Source organism: Williamsia sp. Leaf354 (genome assembly GCF_001424365.1).
Lineage (GTDB): Bacteria > Actinomycetota > Actinomycetes > Mycobacteriales > Mycobacteriaceae > Williamsia_A.
The window spans coordinates 21,000-41,348 of sequence record NZ_LMPL01000005.1; the positions used below are offsets into that span (position 1 = coordinate 21,000).

The following is a 20,349-nucleotide window of genomic DNA, read 5'->3' on the forward strand; positions in this document are numbered from 1 at the left end:
CGAGAGCTTAGTGATCGGAGATCGCGGCGGCATCGGCGGCCGAGCGCGGACGCGCGTACCGATCCACGTAGGACACACCGGCAGCTGTCGCGATCGTCTGCATGAGCGCGTCGGTTCTGGCGCGCACGTCGTCGGTGGGGGCCACCCGGATCGGGGGCAGCACACGGATCGTCACGTGCCGTCGTCCCCACGTGCTGCCGACGGTGCCGGAGATCGCCACGGGCACGATCGGGGCGCCGGTGAGCGCGGCGACACGGGCGGCCCCGGTCCGGCCGCGGTGCACCCGGCCGTCGGGCGACCGCGTCCCCTCGGGATGGATCGCCCAGGCGTCGCCGGCCGCGAGCACCTCCTGCGCCGCGGCGAGCGCCGGCGCCGCACCCGATCCACCGGAACGATCGACGGGGATCTGTCCGACCGCGAGGAAGAATCTGCGGCGCAGCGCGCCACCCGTGCCCGGCTGATCGAAGTAGTCGCTCTTGGCCAGGAAGAACACCGGTCGGCGCGCGGCGAGGGCGAGGTGGAACGAGTCGCAGACGGCGAGGTGATTTGCCGCGACGATCACCGCACCCCGTCGCGGGAGGTGTTCGCCCCCGATCACCCGCGGGCGGTGCCACATCCGGAGCGCGGGCCCGATGACGACGTGCCGACACCACCACTGAGCAGCATGCATAGACAGTGTCTACCAAAGGTGGTGGACACTGTCTACGTGGAGTCGACACGGGACCGCCTGATGCGGGTGGGCGTGGAACTGATGGAGGAGAGCGGGTCGGTCGACATCGGCCTGCGCGAGATCGCTCGACGAGCCGGGGTCTCGCACGGCGCGCCCCGGCGGTGGTTCCCGACCCACCGCGCACTGCTGTCGGCAATCGCGGCCGCGGGACTGTCCGATCTCGCGTCGGCGATCGAGACGGCGGGACGGGAACCCGAAGGCCGCGCGAGGATCGATGCGGCGGCGCACGCCTACGTCGACTTCGCCGTCCGTCGGCCCGCCATGTTCGCGCTGATGTTCCGACACGATCTGCTCGTGAGCGGCGGCGAGGATCTCCGGGCCACATCCCGACCGCTGTTCACGTGGCTACGCCGACAACTCGACGACCTGGGCTTCGACGACACCGAGCGTCGCGCGGCCTCGCTGTGGACCGGCGTCCACGGGGTGGCGATGGTGCACTCGACCGGCGCGATGGGGGTCGTCGCGCCGGGGGTCGATCACCGACTCGTCGTGCGCGACATCATCGATTCCGCCTGTCAGGCAGGACCTTTGCGGACGTAGAGCAGGCGGTCGCCCGCCTCGATGGCGTCGACCTCGCTGTCGTCCACACGATGCAGACGTCCCGAACGCACGACCCCGAGGACGATGTCGACGAGGTGCTGCGGCGAGGCGCCGAGCTCGTCGTGCTCGACGTCGCGTTCGGCGATCGCGTAGCCCGCGTCGGGGGTCAGCAGATCCTCGATGACCTCGACGACCGCGGGGGTCGAGGTGGCCAGACCGAGGAGACGGCCGGCGGTCTCCGACGACACCACGACCGAGTTCGCACCGGACTGGCGGATGAGATGGGTGTTCTCCGCCTCGCGGATCGAGGCGACGATCTTCGCCCGCGGCGCCAGCTCGCGCGCGGTGAGCGTGGCCAGGACGGCGGTGTCGTCGCGATTGGTGGCGATGACGATGGCCGAGGCGTGCTGCGCTCCGGCCAGGCGCAACACATCCGAGCGGGTGGCGTCGCCGCGCACGGTGACCAGTCCGTTGGACGCCGCTGAGTCGAGGACGGTCTGATTGGAGTCGACGACGACGATCTCCGACGGCTTGGTGCCGTCGCCGATCATCGCGTTCACCGCGGTCTTGCCCTTCGTGCCGTAGCCGACGACGACGGTGTGGTTGCGCACCTTGCTCCTCCAACGCTGGATCTTCAGGGCCTGCCGCGAACGTTCGGTGAGCACCTCGAGGGTCGTGCCGACCAAGACGATCAGGAACATCACCCGCAGGGGGGTGATGACGAGCACGTTGATCAGTCGCGCCTCGGGGGCGAACGGCGTGATGTCGCCGTAGCCCGTCGTCGACAACGACACCGTCGCGTAGTAGAGGCAGTCGAGGAACGACAGCTCGTTGTCCTGCACGTCGCGGTAGCCGTCGCGGTCGAGGTAGACGATGAAGACCGCCGCGAACAGGGCACCGAGTGCGAACAGGACTCGTCGGCTGATCGCCCTGACCGGGCTCTGCTGCATCTCGGGGATGCGCACCACGCCGACGAGAGCGTGATCGGGTTTACCGGTGAGGTCGTCGGACCGCAGACGGCGACGTAGTGGACCAGGCATCACGGCGACCATATATCGCGGCGGGGCCGACCGTGACCGCTCGTGTCCACATGGTCTGCGGACGCGTCATCGGCCACCGCGGCCGAGCGTTGTGCGACAGTGGTCGGCATGGCGACACTCCTCGACAGACTCCCCCACCGCCGCGACGCCGTCCGCCGCGACGCCACCGTGATGGGCAGCGCGCTGATCGGCATGGGGACCCTGCATTTCGTGGTCCCGGGCCCCTTCGATTCGATCGTCCCGCAGGAGATCCCCGGCAACCCGCGCACCCTGACCTACGCCTCGGGTGTCGCCGAGGCCGCGATCGGTGTCGGGCTGCTCATCCCCCGCACCCGTAAGCGTGCGGCGCTCGCCGCGGTGGCCCTCTACGTCGCGGTGTTCCCGGCAAACATCAACTCGGTGCGCGTCCTGTGGAAGAAGCCCTTGCTGCGCTACGGCGCGATCGCGCGCCTGCCGCTGCAGGTGCCGATGATCACCCGCGCGCTGAAGATCTACCGCGCGACCCCCTGAGTCGGTTCGGGGACAACCACTCTCACACCATCGGCGGCGACAGCCGCGCGAACCCCTCCTGCCGTCGGTACGGAAAGTACGGATACGGCGCCTCGACGGCACTGACGTCGTCGAGCCGGCGGATCTGTTCGGCGTCGAGTTCCCATCCGACCGCGCCCAGGTTGTCGACGAGCTGAGCCTCGGTGCGGGCCCCGACGATGACGCTCGAGACCGTCGGGCGCCGCAGCAGCCAGTTCAGGGCGATCTGCGGGACGGTTCGGCCGGTCTCGGCCGCGATGTCGGTGAGGGTGGCGACGACCTCGTGGAGCAGGTCGTCGTTCACGGGAGGTCCGGCGTCTGCGGTGGTGTGCAGTCGACTCCTGGGCGGGATCGGTTGTCCCGCTGTGATTTTTCCCGTGAGGCGCCCCCACCCCAGCGGACTCCACACGATGGCGCCGACGCCCTCGGCCGCACCCAGCGGCATCAGTTCCCATTCGTAGTCCCGACCCACCAGCGAGTAGTAGACCTGGTGGGCGATGTGTCGCGGCCGGTGGTCGCGATCGGCGTGGGCCAGCGACTGCATCACCTGCCACCCCGAGAAGTTGGACACCCCGGTGTACCGGATCTTGCCCGCGGCGACGAGCGAGTCCAGCGTCGCGAGGACCTCGTCGACCGGCGTGGAGGCGTCGAACCCGTGGAGCGAGAAGAGATCGATGTGGTCGGTCCCGAGGCGTCGGAGTGCGTCGTCGACGACCCGGAGCAGTCGCGATCTCGACACGCCGACGTCGCCAGGGCGATCCGACATCGGCAGTGCCGCTTTCGTGGACAGCACGAAGTCGTCGCGCCGACCGCGGATCGCCGCGCCCAGCACCTCCTCCGATCGGCCCTGTGAATACACGTCGGCGGTGTCGAGAAGGGTGACCCCGGCGTCGCGACAGATGTCGATCAGGCGTCGGGCCTCGGTGACGTCGGTGGCACCCCATGCGCCGAAGAAGTCGCCCACTCCCCCGAACGTGGCTGTCCCGAAGGCCAGTTCGGAGACCACCAGACCCGAGTCGCCCACACGTCGGTAGTCCATGATTCTCCTTAACGGGTCGCTGGTTCCATTACTATCGGGCCGAAGGTATCACCGTTAAAGGAACTGTGAACCCGTTAAGATCGGGGGCGTGACCGACCCAGGAACCGTTCGGCCCGGTGGGCGTACCGCACAGGTCCGCGAGTCCGTTCTCCGCACGGTCGGCGACATGGTGGCCGACCGCGGCTTCGACGCCCTCGAGCTCCCCGTCGTGGCCGAGCGCGCCGGCGTCGGCAAGACGACCCTCTACCGGCGGTGGGGATCGGCGTCTGCGCTGGTGTCGGATCTCCTGGTGGAGATGGCCGCGTCGTCCCGTCCACGCGCCGACACCGGATCACTGCGAGGCGACCTCACCGCCAACGCCGCACTGGTCGTCGACACCCTGGGGTACGCCCGACAGGGCCGACTGTTCCGCGCCATGTTCGCCGCCGCCGCCGCGGACCCGACCACGGCCGAGGCGCTCGCCACCTTCTACGCGGTCCGGGTCACCGAATGGGCGCCGTGCGTCGACGATGCGATCCTCCGTGGCGAGGCCCCGGCCGGGACCGACGCCCACGAGGTCATCCGAGCGGTCTCGGCGCCGCTCTACTACCGGTTCCTGACGACGCTCACTCCGCCGGACGGCGATGACGCCGACCGAGCCGTCGCGGTCGTCCTCGCCGCGGTGGCGGCCGGCGCCTTCACCGCATGACATCTCGTCACCGGTCACCACCGTCGATCATCTGCGCGAGCCGCCGGCGGTCGGGGAGGTCGTCGGGTTCGACCGTGACACCCGAGCGGACGTAGTGGAACGCCGCACGCACCCGCTCGACCGGGATGCCGCTCAGCTCGGCCCACGCGATGCGGTAGGCGGCGAGCTGGATCTGCACCGATGTCGCCTGTGCCGCATCGGGTTGCGCACCGGTCTTCCAGTCGACGACCACGGCGCCGCCGTCGGGTTCGGCGAACACCGCGTCGATACGTCCGCGGATCACGGTGTCGCCGATGACCGTCTCGAACGGGACCTCGACCTCGACGGGGTTGCGCGCCGCCCAGCCCGAGGCGAGGAACGCGTCGCGCAGGGTCGCGAGATCGGCGTCGGTGTCGGAGGTTTCGTCGGCGGCACCGGGCAGCTCGTCCATGTCGAGCAAGCGTGTCGCACCGTAGCGGCGCTCCACCCACGCGTGGAACGCGGTGCCTCGACGGGCCAGACGGTTGGGTTTGAAGGGCATCGGTCGCCGCAGCCTGCGGGCGAACGCCGCCTCGTCACGGTCGAGTTCGACCAGATCGCTCACCGAGAGGTGATGCGGGAGCACCACCTCGAGGTCGATCGAGTTCGCCGCCGCGCGCTCGGCCAGCAGCGCATCGACCTCACGGCGCAGCACATCGCCGTCGAGCTCGTCGGCATCGGTGTCGCTCGTGGCCGGATCACCCGCGGACACGTCGGTGTCCGCAGCGGCACCGGTCGGTTCGAGGCCGGCGTCGAACAGCGTCGGCTGACCGCGGGTGCGCAACGCCTCGAGCACGAGGTCGGCCCCGGCGCGCACCTGCGCACGCCGGTCGCCGAGCGGATCGGGCGGCCACGATGCGGTCACCGCGTGCGCCGAGAGCGGGTTCTCCGCGCCGTCGGCGGGGTCGGGAGCCCACTCGACGAGGTGCATCCCGACCATCGCAGGGTGGGCGTCGTCGGTGTCGGTCTGGCCGAGGTCGGTGACGATCTCGCCGATCTCGGTGAGGAACACCGATGGACCCTTGGGCTTGTCGTGCTTGGCCGTCCAGTGGTGTCCCGAGATGAGCAGCCGCCGTTGGGTTCTGGTCAGCGCCACGTACAGCAGTCGCCGATCCTCTTCCAGTTTGCGGTCACGCAGGGCCTGTTTGTGGTCGGCGATGACCGTCTCGAGTTCCTTGCGGTCGGTGACCGCGGAGGTGTCGAACCGGGGGAACCCCACGCCGGAGGCATCGGCGAGGTCACCACGCAGCGCCGCGGGCAGCTCCCGCGCACTGCCGATCCACGTGCCGTCGGACCGACCACCCGGGAAGATGTCGGTGCACAGATGCGGCACGGCGATCACCTCCCACTCGAGGCCTTTCGCCGCGTGCACGGTGAGGATCTGCACCCGGTCCTCGGCGATCTCGACGGCGCCGGGTTCGAGTCCCTTCTCGATGGCGACGGCGGATTCGAGGAACGCGAGAAGGCCGGGCAGTGTCGCGGCCGATCGCTCGGCGTAGGCCGACACGTGTTCGGCGAAGGCGTCGAGATGCTCACGCCCGGTGATGGTCCCGCGCATCCGGCGCGCCCGGATCTGGGTCTCGATCCCGACACCGAGCGTCGCCTCGACATCGGCCACGACATCGGGCAGTGACTGGCCGATGCGCCGTCGCAGCCCGTCGAGCATCGCGGCGAACTCGACGATCCGCCGGTGGCCCTCGGCGCTGTACTGGGCCTTGTCACCCGGATCGGCGATGGCGTCGCCCAGCCCGGCCTGATCGACCGCGTCGGTCGGCAACGCCGAGTCCAGCGCGTCGTCGAGCGCGGCGAGATCGGCGACAACGCCGGTGACCGCGGCGAACTCGACCGCGGCGAGGTGGCGGGCACGCCGCCACAGAGCCGCGAGGTCGGCCGCCCCGAGCCGCCAGCGCGCCCCGGTCAGCAGTCGCATCGCCGCCGTGCCCGCCATCGGATCGGCCATGAGCCGCAACATCGCAACGACGTCGCAGATCTCGGGAACGAACAACAACCCACCGATGCCGACGACCTCGACGGGGATCCCGCGGCTCTCGAGTTCGGCGGCCAACGGGGCCGAGTCCTCGTTGCGACGCACCAGGATCGCGGTCGTCGGCGGGGCCTCACCCGCCTCCTCGGCCCGGGCGTATTCCGCGGAGATCTCCTCGGCCAGCCAGGTGCGCTCGTCGACCACGGTCGGATGCAACGCCACGTCCACCGCTCCGTCGGGGGCGTCGTCGCGGGGCCGCAGCACGCTGACCGGAATCCCGACCGCGCGTAGATCTTCCGAGATCCGATTGGCCAGCTCCAGCGCCGTCCGTGGGTTGCGCCAGCTCGTCAGCAGCTCCATCTGCTGCGCCGGTGCCCCCGACGAATCCGGGAAGTCGGTGGCGAAACGGGGCAGGTTGGCCGCCGACGCACCGCGCCAGCCGTAGATGGACTGGATCGGGTCGCCGACCGCGGTGACCGCGATCGACACCGGCTCATCCTCGGTCGAGGCCGTGTCGGACGGAGCCTGCAGAGGCCGCCCGAACAGGGTGGAGAGCAGCACGCGCTGGGAGTGTCCGGTGTCCTGGTACTCGTCGAGCAGCACCGCGCGCACGGCCTGTCGCTCCGCGCGCGCCACCTCGGGATGATCGCGAACCAATCTGGCGGCCAACGACATCTGACTGCCGAAGTCGAGGACGTTCTGTTCACGCATGGTCGCCGCGAGGCGTTCGACGAGCGGGACGAAGCGATGGCGTTCGAGGATGACCTCCTGGATCCCGCGCAGCTCCTTCGACGGATCGGCGCGTTGGCGCGGACCCGGCGGCAGTGTGTCGATGAGCTGGTGCAGATCCATGCCGAAGCCGTCGATGTCGCTCGGATCGACGAGATGCTCGGCGGCATCGGAGTACAGCTTGAGCACCGATTCGGTGACCCCCAGCGGCGTCTTGGGGGTCTCGAGGTCGTCGGACCAGCCGGTCACGACCCCGAACGCGAGCTGCCACAGTTCGGTCTCCGACAGCAGGGTCGCGGCCGGTTCCACCGGCAGCAGCAGACCGTAGTCGGCGATGAGGCGACCGGCGTAGGCGTGATAGGTGCTGACCTCGGGATCGGCGCTGCGCAGCAGCGTGCGCATCGACCCGTCGGGATCCCAGCCGATCATCGCCGACGACGCGGCGAGCATCGCGAGACGACGACGGATCCGCGCCGCGAGTTCGGCCGCCGCCTTGCGCGTGAAGGTGAGCCCGATGATCTCGTCGGGGGTCACCATGCGGTTGGCCACCAGCCAAACCACCCGCGCCGCCATGGTCTCGGTCTTGCCCGCGCCCGCACCGGCCACCACCAGCAGCGGTTCCATCGGTGACTCGATGACCGCCACCTGCTCGTCGGTCGGTGCCGGCAACCCCAGCGCCGCCGACAGCGACCGCGCCGAGATGCGCGTGGAGATCGGTGACACGGTCCCGTCAGTCATCGGTCACCGCCTTCCCCGCGATCGACGCCGGACACGACGCGGTGAGCGGGCATCGTACGCATCCGCTGTTCACCGTCGCGACGAAACGCGGGCCGACACTCGCCCTCGCCGCCGAGCGGACGAGTCCGATCCACTCCTCGATCTGATCGCCTGTGAGCGGCGGCTGGACCCGTTCGGTGGCACCGGTTTTCGTCGACGCACTGTTCACGTAGACCAGGCGTCCACCGCCGGGCTCGGCCGGACCGATCTCGGGGGCGCCCCCGAGATGGAGGGCGAGCTGATACGCCGCGAGCTGCGGGTGGACCTGCGCGTCGTCGCGGCTCACGATGGTCTTGCCGGTCTTGACGTCGACCACCACCGGCCGCCCCTGCCCGTCACGTTCGAGTCGGTCGATCCGGCCCCGCAGTCGCACGGCGGGCTCGTCGACGGTGTCGTCGGCGGGGATGACCGCGTCGACATCGACCTCGACCGCGACCTCGTCGAGCTCGGTGCGTGAGCGGGCGAGCCAGTCGGCGAAGTGGGTCAACATGCCTTCGACGCGATCGAGTTCGTGGGCCGAGAACCACTGCGCGCCCACGTCGACCTGATCCCACACGCGGTGCAGGGCCTCGGTGACGTGCGTCGGATCGATCTGCCCGGCGAGCGCCTGGACGAGGGTGTGCACCAGCGTCCCCGCGACCGCGGGCGCCGAATCGCCGTCGCGGCCTCCGTTGCGTTCGAGCATCCAGCGCAACGAACACCGTTGCAGCGCCTCGATCGACGACGGCGACAAGGTCACCGGTCCCCGTTCGGGATCCCACAGCCCGACGTCGCTGCTCGCCTCGGGCAGTCCGAACCACTCGACCGGATGAGCGCCGGGGACACCGGCGTCGGCGAGGCGGGCGAGCAGTTCGGCGGCGTGGGTCTTCTGGTCGGCGTCCACGGCGCCGGGTGTCTCGGGCGCGCACACCTGGGCGCGCAGGGTGGCCACCAAAGACGGCAGCGACAGGACGCGACGGACCGCGGGTGCGACCTCGAGCAGTCCGTCGGCGGACACGGCGGTGTCGGGGTCGAGACCGTCTGCATTGGCGGCCATCTCGATGACGAACCGCGACGGGGCGGAGTCGCCGCTGCCGTCGTCGACCGCCGACACCATCAGGCGCCGACGGGCCCGGGAACACGCCACGAGGAACAGTCGGCGCTCCTCGGCGAGGGCCGACGCCGTCCGGGAGACGGTGTCGAGCGCCTCGGTCGCGACACCGTCGAGCAGGTCGACCAGCTGTGGGGTGGCGAGGATGCTGCCGCGGCTGCGCAGGCTGGGCCACAACCCGTCGAGAACCCCCGCCACCGCGACGACGTCCCACTCCCGCCCGGCCGAGGCGTGCGCGGAGACGATGGTGACCGCCTCGGCGACGACCGCGCGCCGCGACTGCTCCCCCGGGATCTGCAGTTTGGAGACGTGCTCGACGAAGGCCCCGACGGTGGCGGCGGGCAGGTTGTCGGTGAAGCTCGCCGCCACATCGAACACTGCGACGACCGCGTCGAGATCACGGTCGGCCTGATCGGCGGCGGGGCCACCCCGCAGGGCGGTCGCCGCCCAGCGTCGAGCTGCGCCGGTCGACTGCCACGCCGCCCACAACACGTCCTCGACGCCACCGCCGCGTGCGCGTTCCGTGCGCGCGGCCGCCAGCGCCTCGAGAACCCGGGTGAGCGGTGTCCGTTCGGTGGTGGTCAGCGCGTCGGTGTGCGCGCCGGTGTCGGACAACGGCCGGGCCAGGAGGTCGACGACGATGTCGAGGGAATCACGTTGGGCGGCAGGGTCTCCTGATGCGTCCTCGGTGGCACCGGCCGCGTCGCTGAGCGCGGCGTCCACCCGCCGCAGGCCGCGGCGGAGCCGACGCAGCGCGGTCGGGTCGGCGCCGCCGATCGGCCCCGACAGCAGCATCAACGCGTCGTCGGCGGTGAGGATGTCGTCGACTCCGCGCATCACCGTCAGCAGGGCCGCGACCGCTCGCTGCCTGTGCAGCGGGATCTCGTTCGCGGGCGTCGCGACGGGTACGCCCGCTGACCGCAGAGCGCGCCGTAGCGGTGCGATCGCCCGCGGGACCGATCGGACGATGACGGCCATGTCCGACCACGCGACACCGTCGAAGAGGTGGGCTCGGCGCAGGGTGTCGGCGATCGCCGTCGCCTCCTTCGCCGCCGACGAGTACGCGGTGACGCTCACCGCGCCGGTGCCGGTGCCGGCCCCCACCGTCGGCCGCGGCGACCGTGTGCGCGGGAGCCGTGCGGCGATGTCGGCTGCAGCCGTGGCGATCTCGTCGATACTGCGGTGGTTGACCCGCAGCACGATGTCGCGGCGGTCGTCGCCGGCGGGCACCAGCTCGTCGAGGAATCGTGAGCTGGCGCCACGGAACCCGAAGACGGACTGGTCACCGTCGCCCGCGACGACGGTCTCGACCGTGCCGGTGCCGACGAGCCGGATGAGCGCCGCGGCGTGCGGGTCGAGGTGTTGGGCGTCGTCGACCAGGAGATGTCGGATCCGGGCCCGTTCGCGGTCGAGCAGCACGTCGTCGGTCGAGAGCGCGGTGAGTGCCGAGCCGATGAGTTCGGCGGCGTCGACCGCGGGTGCCGACGCCTGCGGCGCCTCGACGCCGACCGCACCGCGCAGCAGCGTCGTCTGCTCGTACTGCCGGTAGGCGATCCCGGCCGACACCCACTCGTCGCGACCGTGTTCTCGCCCCAGTGCGATGAGCTGTTCGGGTCCCACTCCACGTTCGGCCGCCCGCATCATGAGGTCGCGCAGCGCCTGCGCGAAGCCGTCGGTGCCCAGGGCCGGGCGCAGTCGTGCGGGCCAGTTGCGGGCGCCGTCGGCGATGTCACCGGACAGCAGTTCGCGGAGCACGGCGTCCTGTTCGGACCCGGTGATCAGTCGCGGCGGCGGGTTGCCCTGCGCCGAGGCCTGCAACCGCAGGACGGCGAACGCATACGAATGCACGGTGCGCACCAACGGTTCCCGCGTGGAACGTCGCAGCCCGCTGCCGTCGGTGTCGGATGCGCGCAGCACACGTCCGCTGATCTCCTCGCGCAGACGTGCCGCGGCACGACGATCCGATGCGATGACGAGAACCGACTCGGGATCCACACCGGGGTCGGTGAGACGGGCCACGGCGATGTCGACCAGCAACGACGACTTACCCGTGCCCGGGCCACCGGTGATCCGCACCGGCCGCCAGCCATCGCCGCTTCCGGCCTCCTGCCCGGAGGGTCCGGCCACCAGCGTGGCCGCGGCGGGTTCCCACTCGTGGACGACCGTCGGGGTCGGCGGTGCGGCGATGAGCGACGCACGGACCTCGGTCCGCTGTCGAGCCCGCGTCGCCTGCTCGGCCATTCCGCTTCCCTCCCCCGGTTCGTCGCCACCCATGCGTGTGTCGCGTCGGGTCGATCAGATCATCCGACCCCGACACCGCCCGGCGCGACCCGACCGTGAGAACCGGTGCGGGCAGACGGGGCGCGGCGAACAGGAGCTGGGCATCTCGGGCAAGATCGCGGGTATGAGCGAGATGGCGGTCACGATCTTCGGTCCGGCCGACGGGGCAGCCGTTCTGGCGGTGCACGGCATCACCGGACACGGTCGGCGATGGCGCGACCTGGCGACCGGACACCTCCCCGAACTGCGGATCGTGGCGCCCGATCTCCTGGGGCACGGGCATGCGTCGTGGGCGGCGCCGTGGACCATCGAACGACAGGTGGGCGCGCTGATCGAGGTGCTCGACGAGGCGACCGAGGAACCGGTCGTCGTCGTCGGACACTCCTTCGGCGGGGCACTCGCGGTCCATCTCGCCCGGACCGCGCCCGAACGGGTACGGGGACTGGTGCTCCTCGATCCCGCCATCGGCCTCGACGGTGACGTCATGTCGGAGGTCGCCGCGAGCAGTCTCGACAGCTGGTACCTGCGGGACCGACAGGACGCATGGGATCGCAAACGTGCCGAGGCCTGGTGGGAGGTCCCCGACGACCTGTTGACCACCGAGATCGCCGAGCACCTCACCACCGATGACCGGGGGCGTGTCACGTGGCGGGTGCATCCCAGCGCTGTCGCGGCGACATGGAGCGAACTGGCGCGCCCGTTCGTGGTGCCGGCGGTCGCCGTTCCCACGCATCTGGTGATCGCCGACCGCGTGCAACCGCCGTACGTCCGGCCCGAGTTCCTCGACGCGCTGCACGACGTGCTGGGTGACGACCTCACCGTGACCCATGAGGACTGCGACCACATGGTCCCGTTGTCCCGTCCGGAACTCACCGCACGACTCGTCCGCGACATCGTCGCCCGCACCACGCCCTGACCCCACCCCGCGACCGCGCACCCAACCCCGCCGACCGTGCACTTCTTTGCATCGATCGGGCAGGTAACTGCGTCGATCGGGCAGCTAACCGCGTCGAGTGGGCAGGTAACGGCGTCGAGTGGGCATTTCGACGGATCGAACGGGCAGACAGCCGCGTCGATCACGGTGCCGCCAACGGTCAGGCGAACCGGTGCCCGATCGACGTCGTCATCTGCCCAGTCGACGCCAATTACTGCCCAGTCGATGCACCTAAGTGCCCGATCGACGGCGTTACGTGCCCGATCGACGCAGTTAGGTGCCCGATCGATGGCGTTAGGTGCCCGATCGACGCGGTTAGGTGCCCGATCGATGGCGTTAGGTGCCCGATCGACGCATTTAGCCGCCCAGTCGACGCAGTTAAGTGCCCGATGGACGCAGTTAGGTGCCCGATGGACGCGGGGGTCAGTGCACGGTTACGGGGAGGGCCGCCGCGACGAGGCGGGCCACGACGAGGTCGGCGATCGCGGGATCGGCACCGAGGGGTTCGGCCACCCCGTCGGCGCCGTAGCCGGCGAGCCGGGTGTGGAACAGGCCGGGCGCCAGCAGATACGACGCGATGATCACCCTTCGCGCGCCACGACCCCGTGCGGCGGCGACCGCCTCGGGCACCGAGGGCGATGCGGTCGTGACGTACCCGACATCGACGCGGCCACCGGTGAGGTCGCCGAGCATGTCCGCCGCGCGTCGCACGTCGGCACACGCGTCGGGGTCCGACGATCCCGCGGCCGCGAGCACGACGGCGTCGCCGGGTCGCCACCCCGCCTCCCGCAACCGGGCCAGCAGCACCCCGGCGATCACCGGATCAGGACCCAGAGCCTGTGCGACGGAGACGTTCTCCCGTCCCACGTCACGAATGTGTTCGGGGAGGTCGACGCGCACGTGGTACCCCGACGCGAGGAACGCCGGGACCACGACCGCGGGCCCGTCGAGATCACGCAGGACGTCGCTGGGGCTCGGTCCGAGGACGTCGACGAACGCGACGCGGGTGGGGCCGATGCGCTGCGCCACCAGGTCGGCGATGGCGGCCACGGTGGCCACACCCACCGACGACCGCGTGCCGTGGGCGACGACGATCGGTGTCATACCGTCCGGTAGGTGTTGCGGGAGAACGGCTTCGGTCACCGGACGTCCTCGTCCTCGAGATCGACCGACAGCCGGTAACCACGCTTGACCACCGTCTGCACCATCTTCGAGTCGCCGAGCGCGGTGCGCAGTCGGGCCATCGCGGTCTCGACGGCATGGGTGTCGTCACCCCCACCGGGTAGTTCGGCCAGCAGCGCCTGCCGCGACACCACCCGACCGGGCGTGCGCGACAATCCCTTCAGCAGGGCGAGCCCGGCGGCGGTCAGGGTGCGGACCTCGCCGTCGACGACGACGCTGCGGCTGAGGATGGTGACGTCGTGTCCGGCGACTCGTAGCACCGTCGCGCGGCGCGGGAGCTCGTCGGCGATCAGACGGGCGAGGGCGCCGAGCCGGAAACGGTTGGGCTGCACCGTCGGGACCTGCAGCGCGTGAAGCGGCCCCGCGGTGACCGCACCCACGCACATCGGCACCACCGACGTCCGCAGCGCGTGCAGAAGCGGTTCGAGGAGCCCCGTGTCGTGCGCACGTCCCAGCATCGAGGCGACCGCGGGGGCGCTGGTGAAGGTGATGGCGTCGATGCCGCAGCCGATGGCGGCGGCGATCATCTGGTCCATCGGTCCGGTGTCGGCGGGCGGTGTCCAGCGGTAGACGGGGATCGGCACCACGACGGCACCGGCCTCGCGCAACACCTCGCAGAGGTCGGGCAGCGGCTCCCATTCGGTGGTGGCGCCGTGCAGCTGCACACCGATCCGCTTGCCCTCCACATCGCCGGCGAGCAGGTGATCGAGCACCTCGCTCGACGACTCGTTGGGCGGCGACCACTCCTCACGCAACCCGGCGGCGCGGATCGACCCCTTCGCCTTCGGGCCGCGCGCCAGCACGGTGGATCGCGTCAGCGACTCGACGAGGTCCTCGGCCATGCCCCAGCCGTCGGCGGCCTCCATCCACCCACGGAAGCCGATCCCGGTGGTGGCGATCACGACATCGGGTGGGTCGGCGACGATCTCGGCGGTGACGCGCTGCAGTTCGGCGTCGTCGGCGAGCGGGATGATGCGGATCGCCGGCGCGTGCACCACCTCGGCGCCACGACGCACGAGCAGCGCCTCGAACTCGTCGGCACGACGCGCCGCGGTGATCCCGATGGTGAACCCGGCCAGTGGTCGCTCGGCGACGGCGGGCGCCGCGGGAACGGGGATCGAGGGGCCGGGATCTGCGGTCACGTCGGGGCCGGAGGTCAACACGAACACACGTCGACGACGCCGTCGACGACGCGGACCGCATGGGTACCGAGGCCGACACCCTCGTCATCGAGGCACCGACCGGTACGCAGTGAGAACACCTGCTTGAGCAGCGGGCTCGCGACGGTGGGCTCACCGCCACGATCACCGACGAGACCCCGACTCATGACCGCGGCGCGACCGTACGGGTCGATGTTGCCCACGGCGTACAACTCGTCGTCGTGCATGCGGAACAGGGCCACCTGCGTGGCATCGGGCAGCAGCACCGCGACACCTCGGCCGGGGACGAGGTCGGTCAGCGCGCACGCACGTGTCCAGGTGTGGGTGGCGATGTCGGGGCTCTGATGGTCGATGACGGTCATGGGGACGCTCCTGCTCGACTGTCGGATGGCCGGGTACCAGTGTGGTCAGGTCATGTGAATGCCGTGTTTCGGCGGTGTCGGTCGCCGGTAAACCCGCAGCTCGCGGGGATGCCAGGGTGCCGACCACCTCTCAGCTCCGCGCCGGCACGGTCGGCGAACCGAGCAGCACCGGCACCTTCCGACCGGTCGAGGAGTCGAAATCGATGGTCGGATCGGCCTCGGCGGGCGCGTTGACGAACGACACGAACCGCTTGAGTTTCTCCGAGTCCTCGAGCACCGCCGACCACTCGTCGCGGTAGCCGCTGACGTGCGCGTGCATCGCGGCCTCGAGCTGGTCGCAGATGCCGAGGCTGTCGTCGACGACCACCTCGCGGAGGTGGTCGAGACCGCCCTCGAGCGATTCGAGCCACGGCGCGGTGCGCTGCAGCCGGTCGGCCGTGCGGATGTAGAACATCAGGTAGCGGTCGATGTAGGCGACCAACGTGGCGTCGTCGAGTCCGGACGCCAGCAACTGCGCGTGCACCGGACTCTGTCCGCCGTTGCCGGCGACGTAGAGGTTCCAGCCCGACTCGGTGGCGATCACACCGACATCCTTGCCGCGGGCCTCCGCGCACTCGCGGGCACACCCCGACACCCCGAACTTGATCTTGTGAGGTGATCGCAGTCCGCGGTAGCGCTTCTCGAGATCGACGGCCATGCCGACCGAGTCCTGGACCCCGTACCGGCACCACGTGCTGCCGACACAGCTCTTCACCGTGCGCAGGCTCTTGCCGTAGGCCTGTCCCGACTCCATCCCGGCGTCGACGAGCCGGCGCCAGATCTCGGGGAGCTGCTCCACGCGTGCGCCGAACATGTCGATGCGCTGGCCGCCGGTGATCTTGGTGTACAAACCGAAGTCCTTGGCCACCTGGCCGATCACGATCAGCTGATCGGCGGTCACCTCGCCACCGGGCATGCGTGGGACCACCGAGTAGGAGCCGTTGCGCTGCAGGTTGGCGAGGAAGTGGTCGTTGGTGTCCTGCAGGGCGGCCTGCTCACCGTCGAGGATGTGGTCGCTGGAGGTCGACGCGAGGATCGACGCCACGGTGGGCTTGCAGATGTCGCAGCCGGTCCCGGTGCCGTACTGCGCGATGAGCCCGGAGAACGTGCGGATACCGGTCGCGGAGACGATCTCGAACAGTTCCGAGCGGGACTGGGCGAAGTGCTCGCACAGCGACTTGCTCAGCACCACGCCGGATTCGGCGAGGAGCTTCTTGATGCTCGGCAGACACCCGCCGCAGGTTGTGCCCGCGCAGGTCTGCGCCTTCACCGCCGGCACGTCGCAGGCGCCGTCGGCGATCGCCGAACAGATCGCGCCCTTCGACACCGCATTGCACGAACAGATCTCGGCGGCGTCGGGCAGCGCGCCGAGACCGATCGCGGGTCCACCCGACGGTGCGATGAGATCGGACGGATCGCCCGGGATCGCCGACCCCACCATCGGTTTGAGCATCGCGTAGGCGTCGGCGTCACCGACGAGGATGCCGCCGAGAAGGGTGCGCGCGTCGTCGGAGACCACCACCTTGGCGTAGGTGCCGGCGACGGGGTCGCTGAACACCACCTCGAGTGCCCCCTCGGTGGCGGCCATCGCGTCACCGAAGCTGGCCACGTCGACGCCGAGCAATTTCAGCTTGGTCGACATGTCGGCACCACCGAAGGTCGTCGAACCCCCGAGCAGTTGATCGACGACGACATCGGCGGTGCTGTATCCCGGCGCCACTAGTCCGTAACAGCGACCCTCGACCGCGGCGACCTCACCGATGGCGAAGATCTCCGGATCCTCGGTGCGACAACCACTGTCGACCAGAACGCCGCCACGCTCGGCCACGGGGAGTCCGACCTCGCGCGCGATCTCGTCGCGTGGACGCACACCGGCGGAGAACACGACGAGTGCGGCGTCGATGTGCGAGTCGTCGCTGAGCGTGACGCGCAGCGCCTCGGCCTCGGACGCCTCGGCGCGTTCGGCGATCGACGTGGTCGCGACACCGGTGTGCACCGTGAGACCGAGCTCGGTGACGAGGCTCGCGAGCAGGGCTCCACCGCCGTCGTCGACCTGCAGCGGCATCAGCCGCGGCGCGAACTCGACGACGTGGGGGGTGAGTCCCATGAGCTTCAGGGCGTTGGCGGCCTCGAGGCCCAGCAGCCCACCGCCGACGACGACACCGACGGCGCCGGTTCCCGCGCGGTCGGCGGTGGTCCGGATGGCGTCGAGGTCCGACAGGGTCCGATAGACGAAGCAGCGGTCGCCGTCGTGACCGTCGACCGGTGGGACGAACGGGTATGAACCGGTGGCCAGCACCACCGCGTCGTAGGCGACCCGGGCACCGTCGGTGGCGACGACGACGTGGGCGTCCCGGTCGATCGAGGCGGCACCCACGCCGAGCCGGAGGTCGACGTGGGTGTCGCCGGCATAGTCGTTGCCGGCCAGCGCCAGTGACGATCGATCCCAGGCGCCGACGTAGGACGACAACCCGACCCGGTCGTAGGCGGCGTCCTGTTCCTCGCCGAGGACGACGATGCGCCACTGGTCGGTGACGTCACGCTCCCGCAGGCCCTGGACGAATCGGTGGCCGACCATGCCGTGTCCGATGACGACGACGGTTTTGCTGCTCATCTTCGCGTTCTCCTCACGCACTGCTGTTCGACGGCCCGGCGACGCCCGGGATCAGGCGACGACCGCCGAGCCCGAGGCCGCCTCATCGGTCTCGTCCGCCGAATCGGGCTCCGCGGCAAGGGCGTTGGTCGCCTTCTCGTTGCGGGCGTAGAACCACCAGGTGACGACACCGGCGATCACGTAGAAGATCAGGAACACCCAGAAGGCGGTGGTGGCCGACTTGTGCGACTTGTAGCTCGCTCGGAGGACGAGGTTGATGGCGACGCCGCCGAGTCCGCCGAACGCGCCGGCGATGCCGATGAGCGCACCCGACATCGACCGCGACCAGGTGATCTTGCCCAGCGCGTTGAGTCCCTTGTTGGCCTTGGCCTTCGCCTCGAAGACGGCCGGGATGATCTTGTAGACCGAGCCGTTGGCGACACCCGAGATCAGGAACAGCAGGATGAAGCCGACGATGAACCCGGTGAGCTGCGCGCCGCCGATCTTGTGGTTGTTCGCATCGGCCGACATGCCGGCGACCACGAGGATCGACGAGGCCGCGACCATGGCCGCGAAGCAGTACATCGTGACGCGACCGCCACCGACCTTGTCGGCGAGCTTGCCACCGATCGGTCGGGCCAGCGAGCCGAGAAGCGGTCCCAGCCAGGCGATCTGGGCAGCGGCGAGTGCCGGCTTGGCCTCTCCCGACGCCGTGAAGCTGATGTTGAGGACCTGGCTGAAGGCGAACCCGAAGCCGATGAACGAACCGAAGGTGCCGATGTAGAGGAGCGAGATCAGCCAGGTGTCGCGGTACTTGAGGCAGTCGATCATCGCCTTGCCGCTGGAGGTCTGGTGGTCGAGGTTGTCCATGTAGATCGCCGCGCCGACGCCGGCCAGGGCCAACAACACGAGGTAGATCGCACACACGATCTCGGGGCGGTCGGAGGCGATGGAGATGACGGCGAGTCCGACGAGCTGCACGGCGGGGACGCCGATGTTGCCGCCGCCCGCGTTGAGCCCGAGGGCCCAGCCCTTGAGTCGCTGCGGGAAGAAGGCGTTGATGTTGGTCATCGACGACGCGAAGTTTCCGCCGCCGAGACCGGTGAGGGCCGCGACCGTGAGGAACCAGCCGAACCCGAAGTCACCCGGGTTCAGCATCAGCATCATGGTGAGTCCGGTGGGTATCAGCAGCACGATGGCGCTGAAGATGGCCCAGTTGCGACCGCCGAAGCGGGCCGTGGCCTGGGTGTACGGGATGCGCAGACACGCGCCGAAGAAGGTGGCCGTGGCGGCGATGACGAACTTCTGGTCGAGCGAGATGCCGTACGCCGGTCCCATGAACAGGGCCAGCACGGAGAACAGCGACCACACCGAGAAGCCGACGTGCTCGCAGATCACCGACCAGATGAGGTTGCGGTTGGCGATCTTCGCGTTGCCGTTGTCCCAGGCCTCGCGGTCCTCGGGATCCCAATCGGTGATGTGGTGCGAACGTTGACGGGCCGGTGCGGTCACGACGTGGGTCCTCCCTACGGATTCCGACGGGGTGTCGGCTGTTGGTCGGAACAGTAGGAAGCCGGTGTTGCCGGGACTTGTCAGCGCGTGACCCGGCGATCACAGTGTGCTCACGTCCGGGCGGGAGGCCGTGTGAGACGGGTCAGCGGTGGGCCCGGACGGGCGAGAGCCCAGGTCGCGGATCGTTCGGGGCGGGCAAACGAGCGGAAATGCCGGGCGCGCTCGTGCGACATCGTAGAGTCACCGCGAGAGGCTTTGCCGGCACGCGAGGGAGAAACACGTAGATGTTCAGTCGTAGGCGGTTGTCGATGATCGCGGCCGGGATGGCGGCCCTGGCGGCCACGATCGTGACCGCGCCCAGCGCGTCGGCGGCCCCGCTGCCCCGCAACTGCACCCAGGCCCTGTTCCAGTCGACGGTGCTGTGCACCTGGAGCTACACGGGCGCCCAGCAGGTCTTCGTCGTGCCGCGCGGCCTGCGCTCGGTCCTGGTGACCGCGGTCGGGGCCGGCGGCGCCGACACCCGGGCATCGGGCAACTACAAGACCCGCGCACTGCAGATCAGCGCGTACGCACCCGTGGTCGGCGGGCAGCGCCTCTACATCTATGTCGGCGGCAACGGTCAGCACAACGCGCCCGGCAGTCGCTTCGGCGCGGGCGGTTACAACGGCGGTGGCCGCGGCATCCCGAACGGTGGAGGTGGCGCCAGCGACGTCCGCACGGTCGGCGGTCCGGCCCTCTCACCCGCGGGGCTGAACTCGCGACTGGTCGTGGCGGGTGGCGCCGGCGGCTCGTCGACGACCCGCGGTGGCGACGGCGGTCGCCCGGGCGAGAGCAACGGGCTCATGGGCGGCGGCGGCGCGGGCAGCTCCGCACGCGGCGGCACCCCCAGCGGTGACGCCTCGCCCGGCGGACTCGGCGTCGGTGGCAGCGCCTCGGTGTCGACATCCGGCGGCGGCGGTGGCGGCGGCTACTTCGGTGGCGCAGGCGGATTCCGCGCCGGCGGCGGCGGTGGCGGCTCGGCGTTCCCGAGTGATGTCCCACCCACGATCACACCGGGTGGCGCACGCGTCACCATCCGCTACAACGGACCCTGCAACGTCTTCTGCCTCGGCAGCTGATCGTCG

15 protein-coding genes are annotated in these 20,349 nt (G+C 70.2%); 5 read left to right on the forward strand and 10 right to left on the reverse strand.

The window, feature by feature from the left end; all coding sequences use genetic code 11:
• Window positions 1–7: 7 nt before the first annotated feature.
• Window positions 8–670: a lysophospholipid acyltransferase family protein gene (locus tag ASG12_RS17075; RefSeq protein ID WP_055792345.1), complete on the reverse strand. Its 663-nt coding sequence runs from the start codon at window positions 668–670 to the stop codon at window positions 8–10.
• Between the two features lie 21 nt (window positions 671–691).
• On the opposite strand from ASG12_RS17075, the gene ASG12_RS17080 reads away from it, so the two are divergent.
• Window positions 692–1,270, forward strand: coding sequence for a TetR/AcrR family transcriptional regulator (locus ASG12_RS17080; protein ID WP_327197958.1), 579 nt, complete (start codon window positions 692–694; stop codon window positions 1,268–1,270).
• Here the strand turns inward: ASG12_RS17080 and ASG12_RS17085 are convergent.
• Complete coding sequence (locus tag ASG12_RS17085; RefSeq protein ID WP_156378160.1) at window positions 1,246–2,310, reverse strand: potassium channel family protein; 1,065 nt, start codon at window positions 2,308–2,310, stop codon at window positions 1,246–1,248. The two genes, ASG12_RS17080 and ASG12_RS17085, sit on opposite strands and share 25 nt — an antisense overlap.
• Window positions 2,311–2,418: 108 nt before the next feature.
• On the opposite strand from ASG12_RS17085, the gene ASG12_RS17090 reads away from it, so the two are divergent.
• On the forward strand, window positions 2,419–2,820 hold the full coding sequence (locus tag ASG12_RS17090) for a DoxX family protein (RefSeq protein WP_055792354.1): 402 nt from the start codon (window positions 2,419–2,421) through the stop codon (window positions 2,818–2,820).
• A gap of 22 nt (window positions 2,821–2,842) precedes the next feature.
• Here ASG12_RS17090 and ASG12_RS17095 read toward each other — a convergent pair whose 3' ends face one another.
• Window positions 2,843–3,877, reverse strand: a complete 1,035-nt coding sequence (locus tag ASG12_RS17095) for an aldo/keto reductase (protein WP_055792357.1) — start codon at window positions 3,875–3,877, stop codon at window positions 2,843–2,845.
• Between the two features lie 166 nt (window positions 3,878–4,043).
• Between ASG12_RS17095 and ASG12_RS17100 the strand changes: the two genes are divergently transcribed.
• Complete coding sequence (locus tag ASG12_RS17100) at window positions 4,044–4,565, forward strand: TetR/AcrR family transcriptional regulator (RefSeq protein WP_082502208.1); 522 nt, start codon at window positions 4,044–4,046, stop codon at window positions 4,563–4,565.
• A gap of 7 nt (window positions 4,566–4,572) precedes the next feature.
• On the opposite strand, the gene ASG12_RS17105 is transcribed toward ASG12_RS17100, so the two are convergent.
• Window positions 4,573–8,034 carry an ATP-dependent helicase gene (locus ASG12_RS17105; RefSeq protein ID WP_055792365.1) on the reverse strand — a complete coding sequence of 1,154 codons (3,462 nt, stop codon included), beginning with the start codon at window positions 8,032–8,034 and terminating at the stop codon, window positions 4,573–4,575.
• The gene (locus ASG12_RS17110) at window positions 8,027–11,404 is read right to left on the reverse strand and encodes an ATP-dependent helicase (RefSeq protein WP_055792368.1); all 3,378 of its coding nucleotides are present in this window, start codon (window positions 11,402–11,404) and stop codon (window positions 8,027–8,029) included. Before ASG12_RS17110 ends, ASG12_RS17105 begins: the two co-directional genes overlap by 8 nt.
• Before the next feature lie 163 nt (window positions 11,405–11,567).
• Between ASG12_RS17110 and ASG12_RS17115 the strand changes: the two genes are divergently transcribed.
• Window positions 11,568–12,359 (forward strand): alpha/beta fold hydrolase, encoded by a 792-nt coding sequence (locus ASG12_RS17115; protein WP_055793767.1) that lies wholly within the window; start codon window positions 11,568–11,570, stop codon window positions 12,357–12,359.
• A 441-nt stretch (window positions 12,360–12,800) separates the two neighbouring features.
• Here the strand turns inward: ASG12_RS17115 and ASG12_RS17120 are convergent, their stop codons facing one another.
• From ASG12_RS17120 to ASG12_RS17140, 5 genes are all read right to left on the reverse strand, one after another.
• Window positions 12,801–13,481, reverse strand: a complete 681-nt coding sequence (locus ASG12_RS17120; RefSeq protein ID WP_055792370.1) for a sirohydrochlorin chelatase — start codon at window positions 13,479–13,481, stop codon at window positions 12,801–12,803.
• 35 nt (window positions 13,482–13,516) lie between these two features.
• Window positions 13,517–14,677, reverse strand: coding sequence for a uroporphyrinogen-III synthase (locus ASG12_RS17125; protein ID WP_443089108.1), 1,161 nt, complete (start codon window positions 14,675–14,677; stop codon window positions 13,517–13,519).
• A gap of 38 nt (window positions 14,678–14,715) precedes the next feature.
• On the reverse strand, window positions 14,716–15,081 hold the full coding sequence (gene nirD / locus ASG12_RS17130) for a nitrite reductase small subunit NirD (RefSeq protein WP_055792374.1): 366 nt from the start codon (window positions 15,079–15,081) through the stop codon (window positions 14,716–14,718).
• A gap of 130 nt (window positions 15,082–15,211) precedes the next feature.
• Window positions 15,212–17,734: a nitrite reductase large subunit NirB gene (gene nirB, locus ASG12_RS17135; protein WP_055793769.1), complete on the reverse strand. Its 2,523-nt coding sequence runs from the start codon at window positions 17,732–17,734 to the stop codon at window positions 15,212–15,214.
• Between the two features lie 51 nt (window positions 17,735–17,785).
• Window positions 17,786–19,225, reverse strand: coding sequence for a nitrate/nitrite transporter (locus ASG12_RS17140; protein WP_055792377.1), 1,440 nt, complete (start codon window positions 19,223–19,225; stop codon window positions 17,786–17,788).
• Window positions 19,226–19,509: 284 nt separating this feature from the next.
• Between ASG12_RS17140 and ASG12_RS17145 the strand changes: the two genes are divergently transcribed.
• Window positions 19,510–20,343 (forward strand): glycine-rich protein, encoded by an 834-nt coding sequence (locus ASG12_RS17145; protein WP_082502120.1) that lies wholly within the window; start codon window positions 19,510–19,512, stop codon window positions 20,341–20,343.
• The last annotated feature ends 6 nt before the right edge of the window (window positions 20,344–20,349 follow it).

Excerpts from the sequence above, each read along its gene's own strand:
- ASG12_RS17110 (WP_055792368.1), bottom strand. The coding sequence starts at position 11,404 with ATGGCCGAGCAGGCGACGCGGGCTCGACAGCGGACCGAGGTCCGTGCG.
- ASG12_RS17115 (WP_055793767.1), top strand. The coding sequence starts at position 11,568 with ATGAGCGAGATGGCGGTCACGATCTTCGGTCCGGCCGACGGGGCAGCC.
- ASG12_RS17090 (WP_055792354.1), top strand. The coding sequence starts at position 2,419 with ATGGCGACACTCCTCGACAGACTCCCCCACCGCCGCGACGCCGTCCGC.
- nirD (WP_055792374.1), bottom strand. The coding sequence starts at position 15,081 with ATGACCGTCATCGACCATCAGAGCCCCGACATCGCCACCCACACCTGG.
- ASG12_RS17145 (WP_082502120.1), top strand. The coding sequence starts at position 19,510 with ATGTTCAGTCGTAGGCGGTTGTCGATGATCGCGGCCGGGATGGCGGCC.
- ASG12_RS17075 (WP_055792345.1), bottom strand. The coding sequence starts at position 670 with ATGCATGCTGCTCAGTGGTGGTGTCGGCACGTCGTCATCGGGCCCGCG.
- ASG12_RS17105 (WP_055792365.1), bottom strand. The coding sequence starts at position 8,034 with ATGACTGACGGGACCGTGTCACCGATCTCCACGCGCATCTCGGCGCGG.
- ASG12_RS17085 (WP_156378160.1), bottom strand. The coding sequence starts at position 2,310 with ATGCCTGGTCCACTACGTCGCCGTCTGCGGTCCGACGACCTCACCGGT.
- ASG12_RS17095 (WP_055792357.1), bottom strand. The coding sequence starts at position 3,877 with ATGGACTACCGACGTGTGGGCGACTCGGGTCTGGTGGTCTCCGAACTG.
- ASG12_RS17120 (WP_055792370.1), bottom strand. The coding sequence starts at position 13,481 with ATGACACCGATCGTCGTCGCCCACGGCACGCGGTCGTCGGTGGGTGTG.
- nirB (WP_055793769.1), bottom strand. The coding sequence starts at position 17,734 with ATGAGCAGCAAAACCGTCGTCGTCATCGGACACGGCATGGTCGGCCAC.
- ASG12_RS17100 (WP_082502208.1), top strand. The coding sequence starts at position 4,044 with ATGGTGGCCGACCGCGGCTTCGACGCCCTCGAGCTCCCCGTCGTGGCC.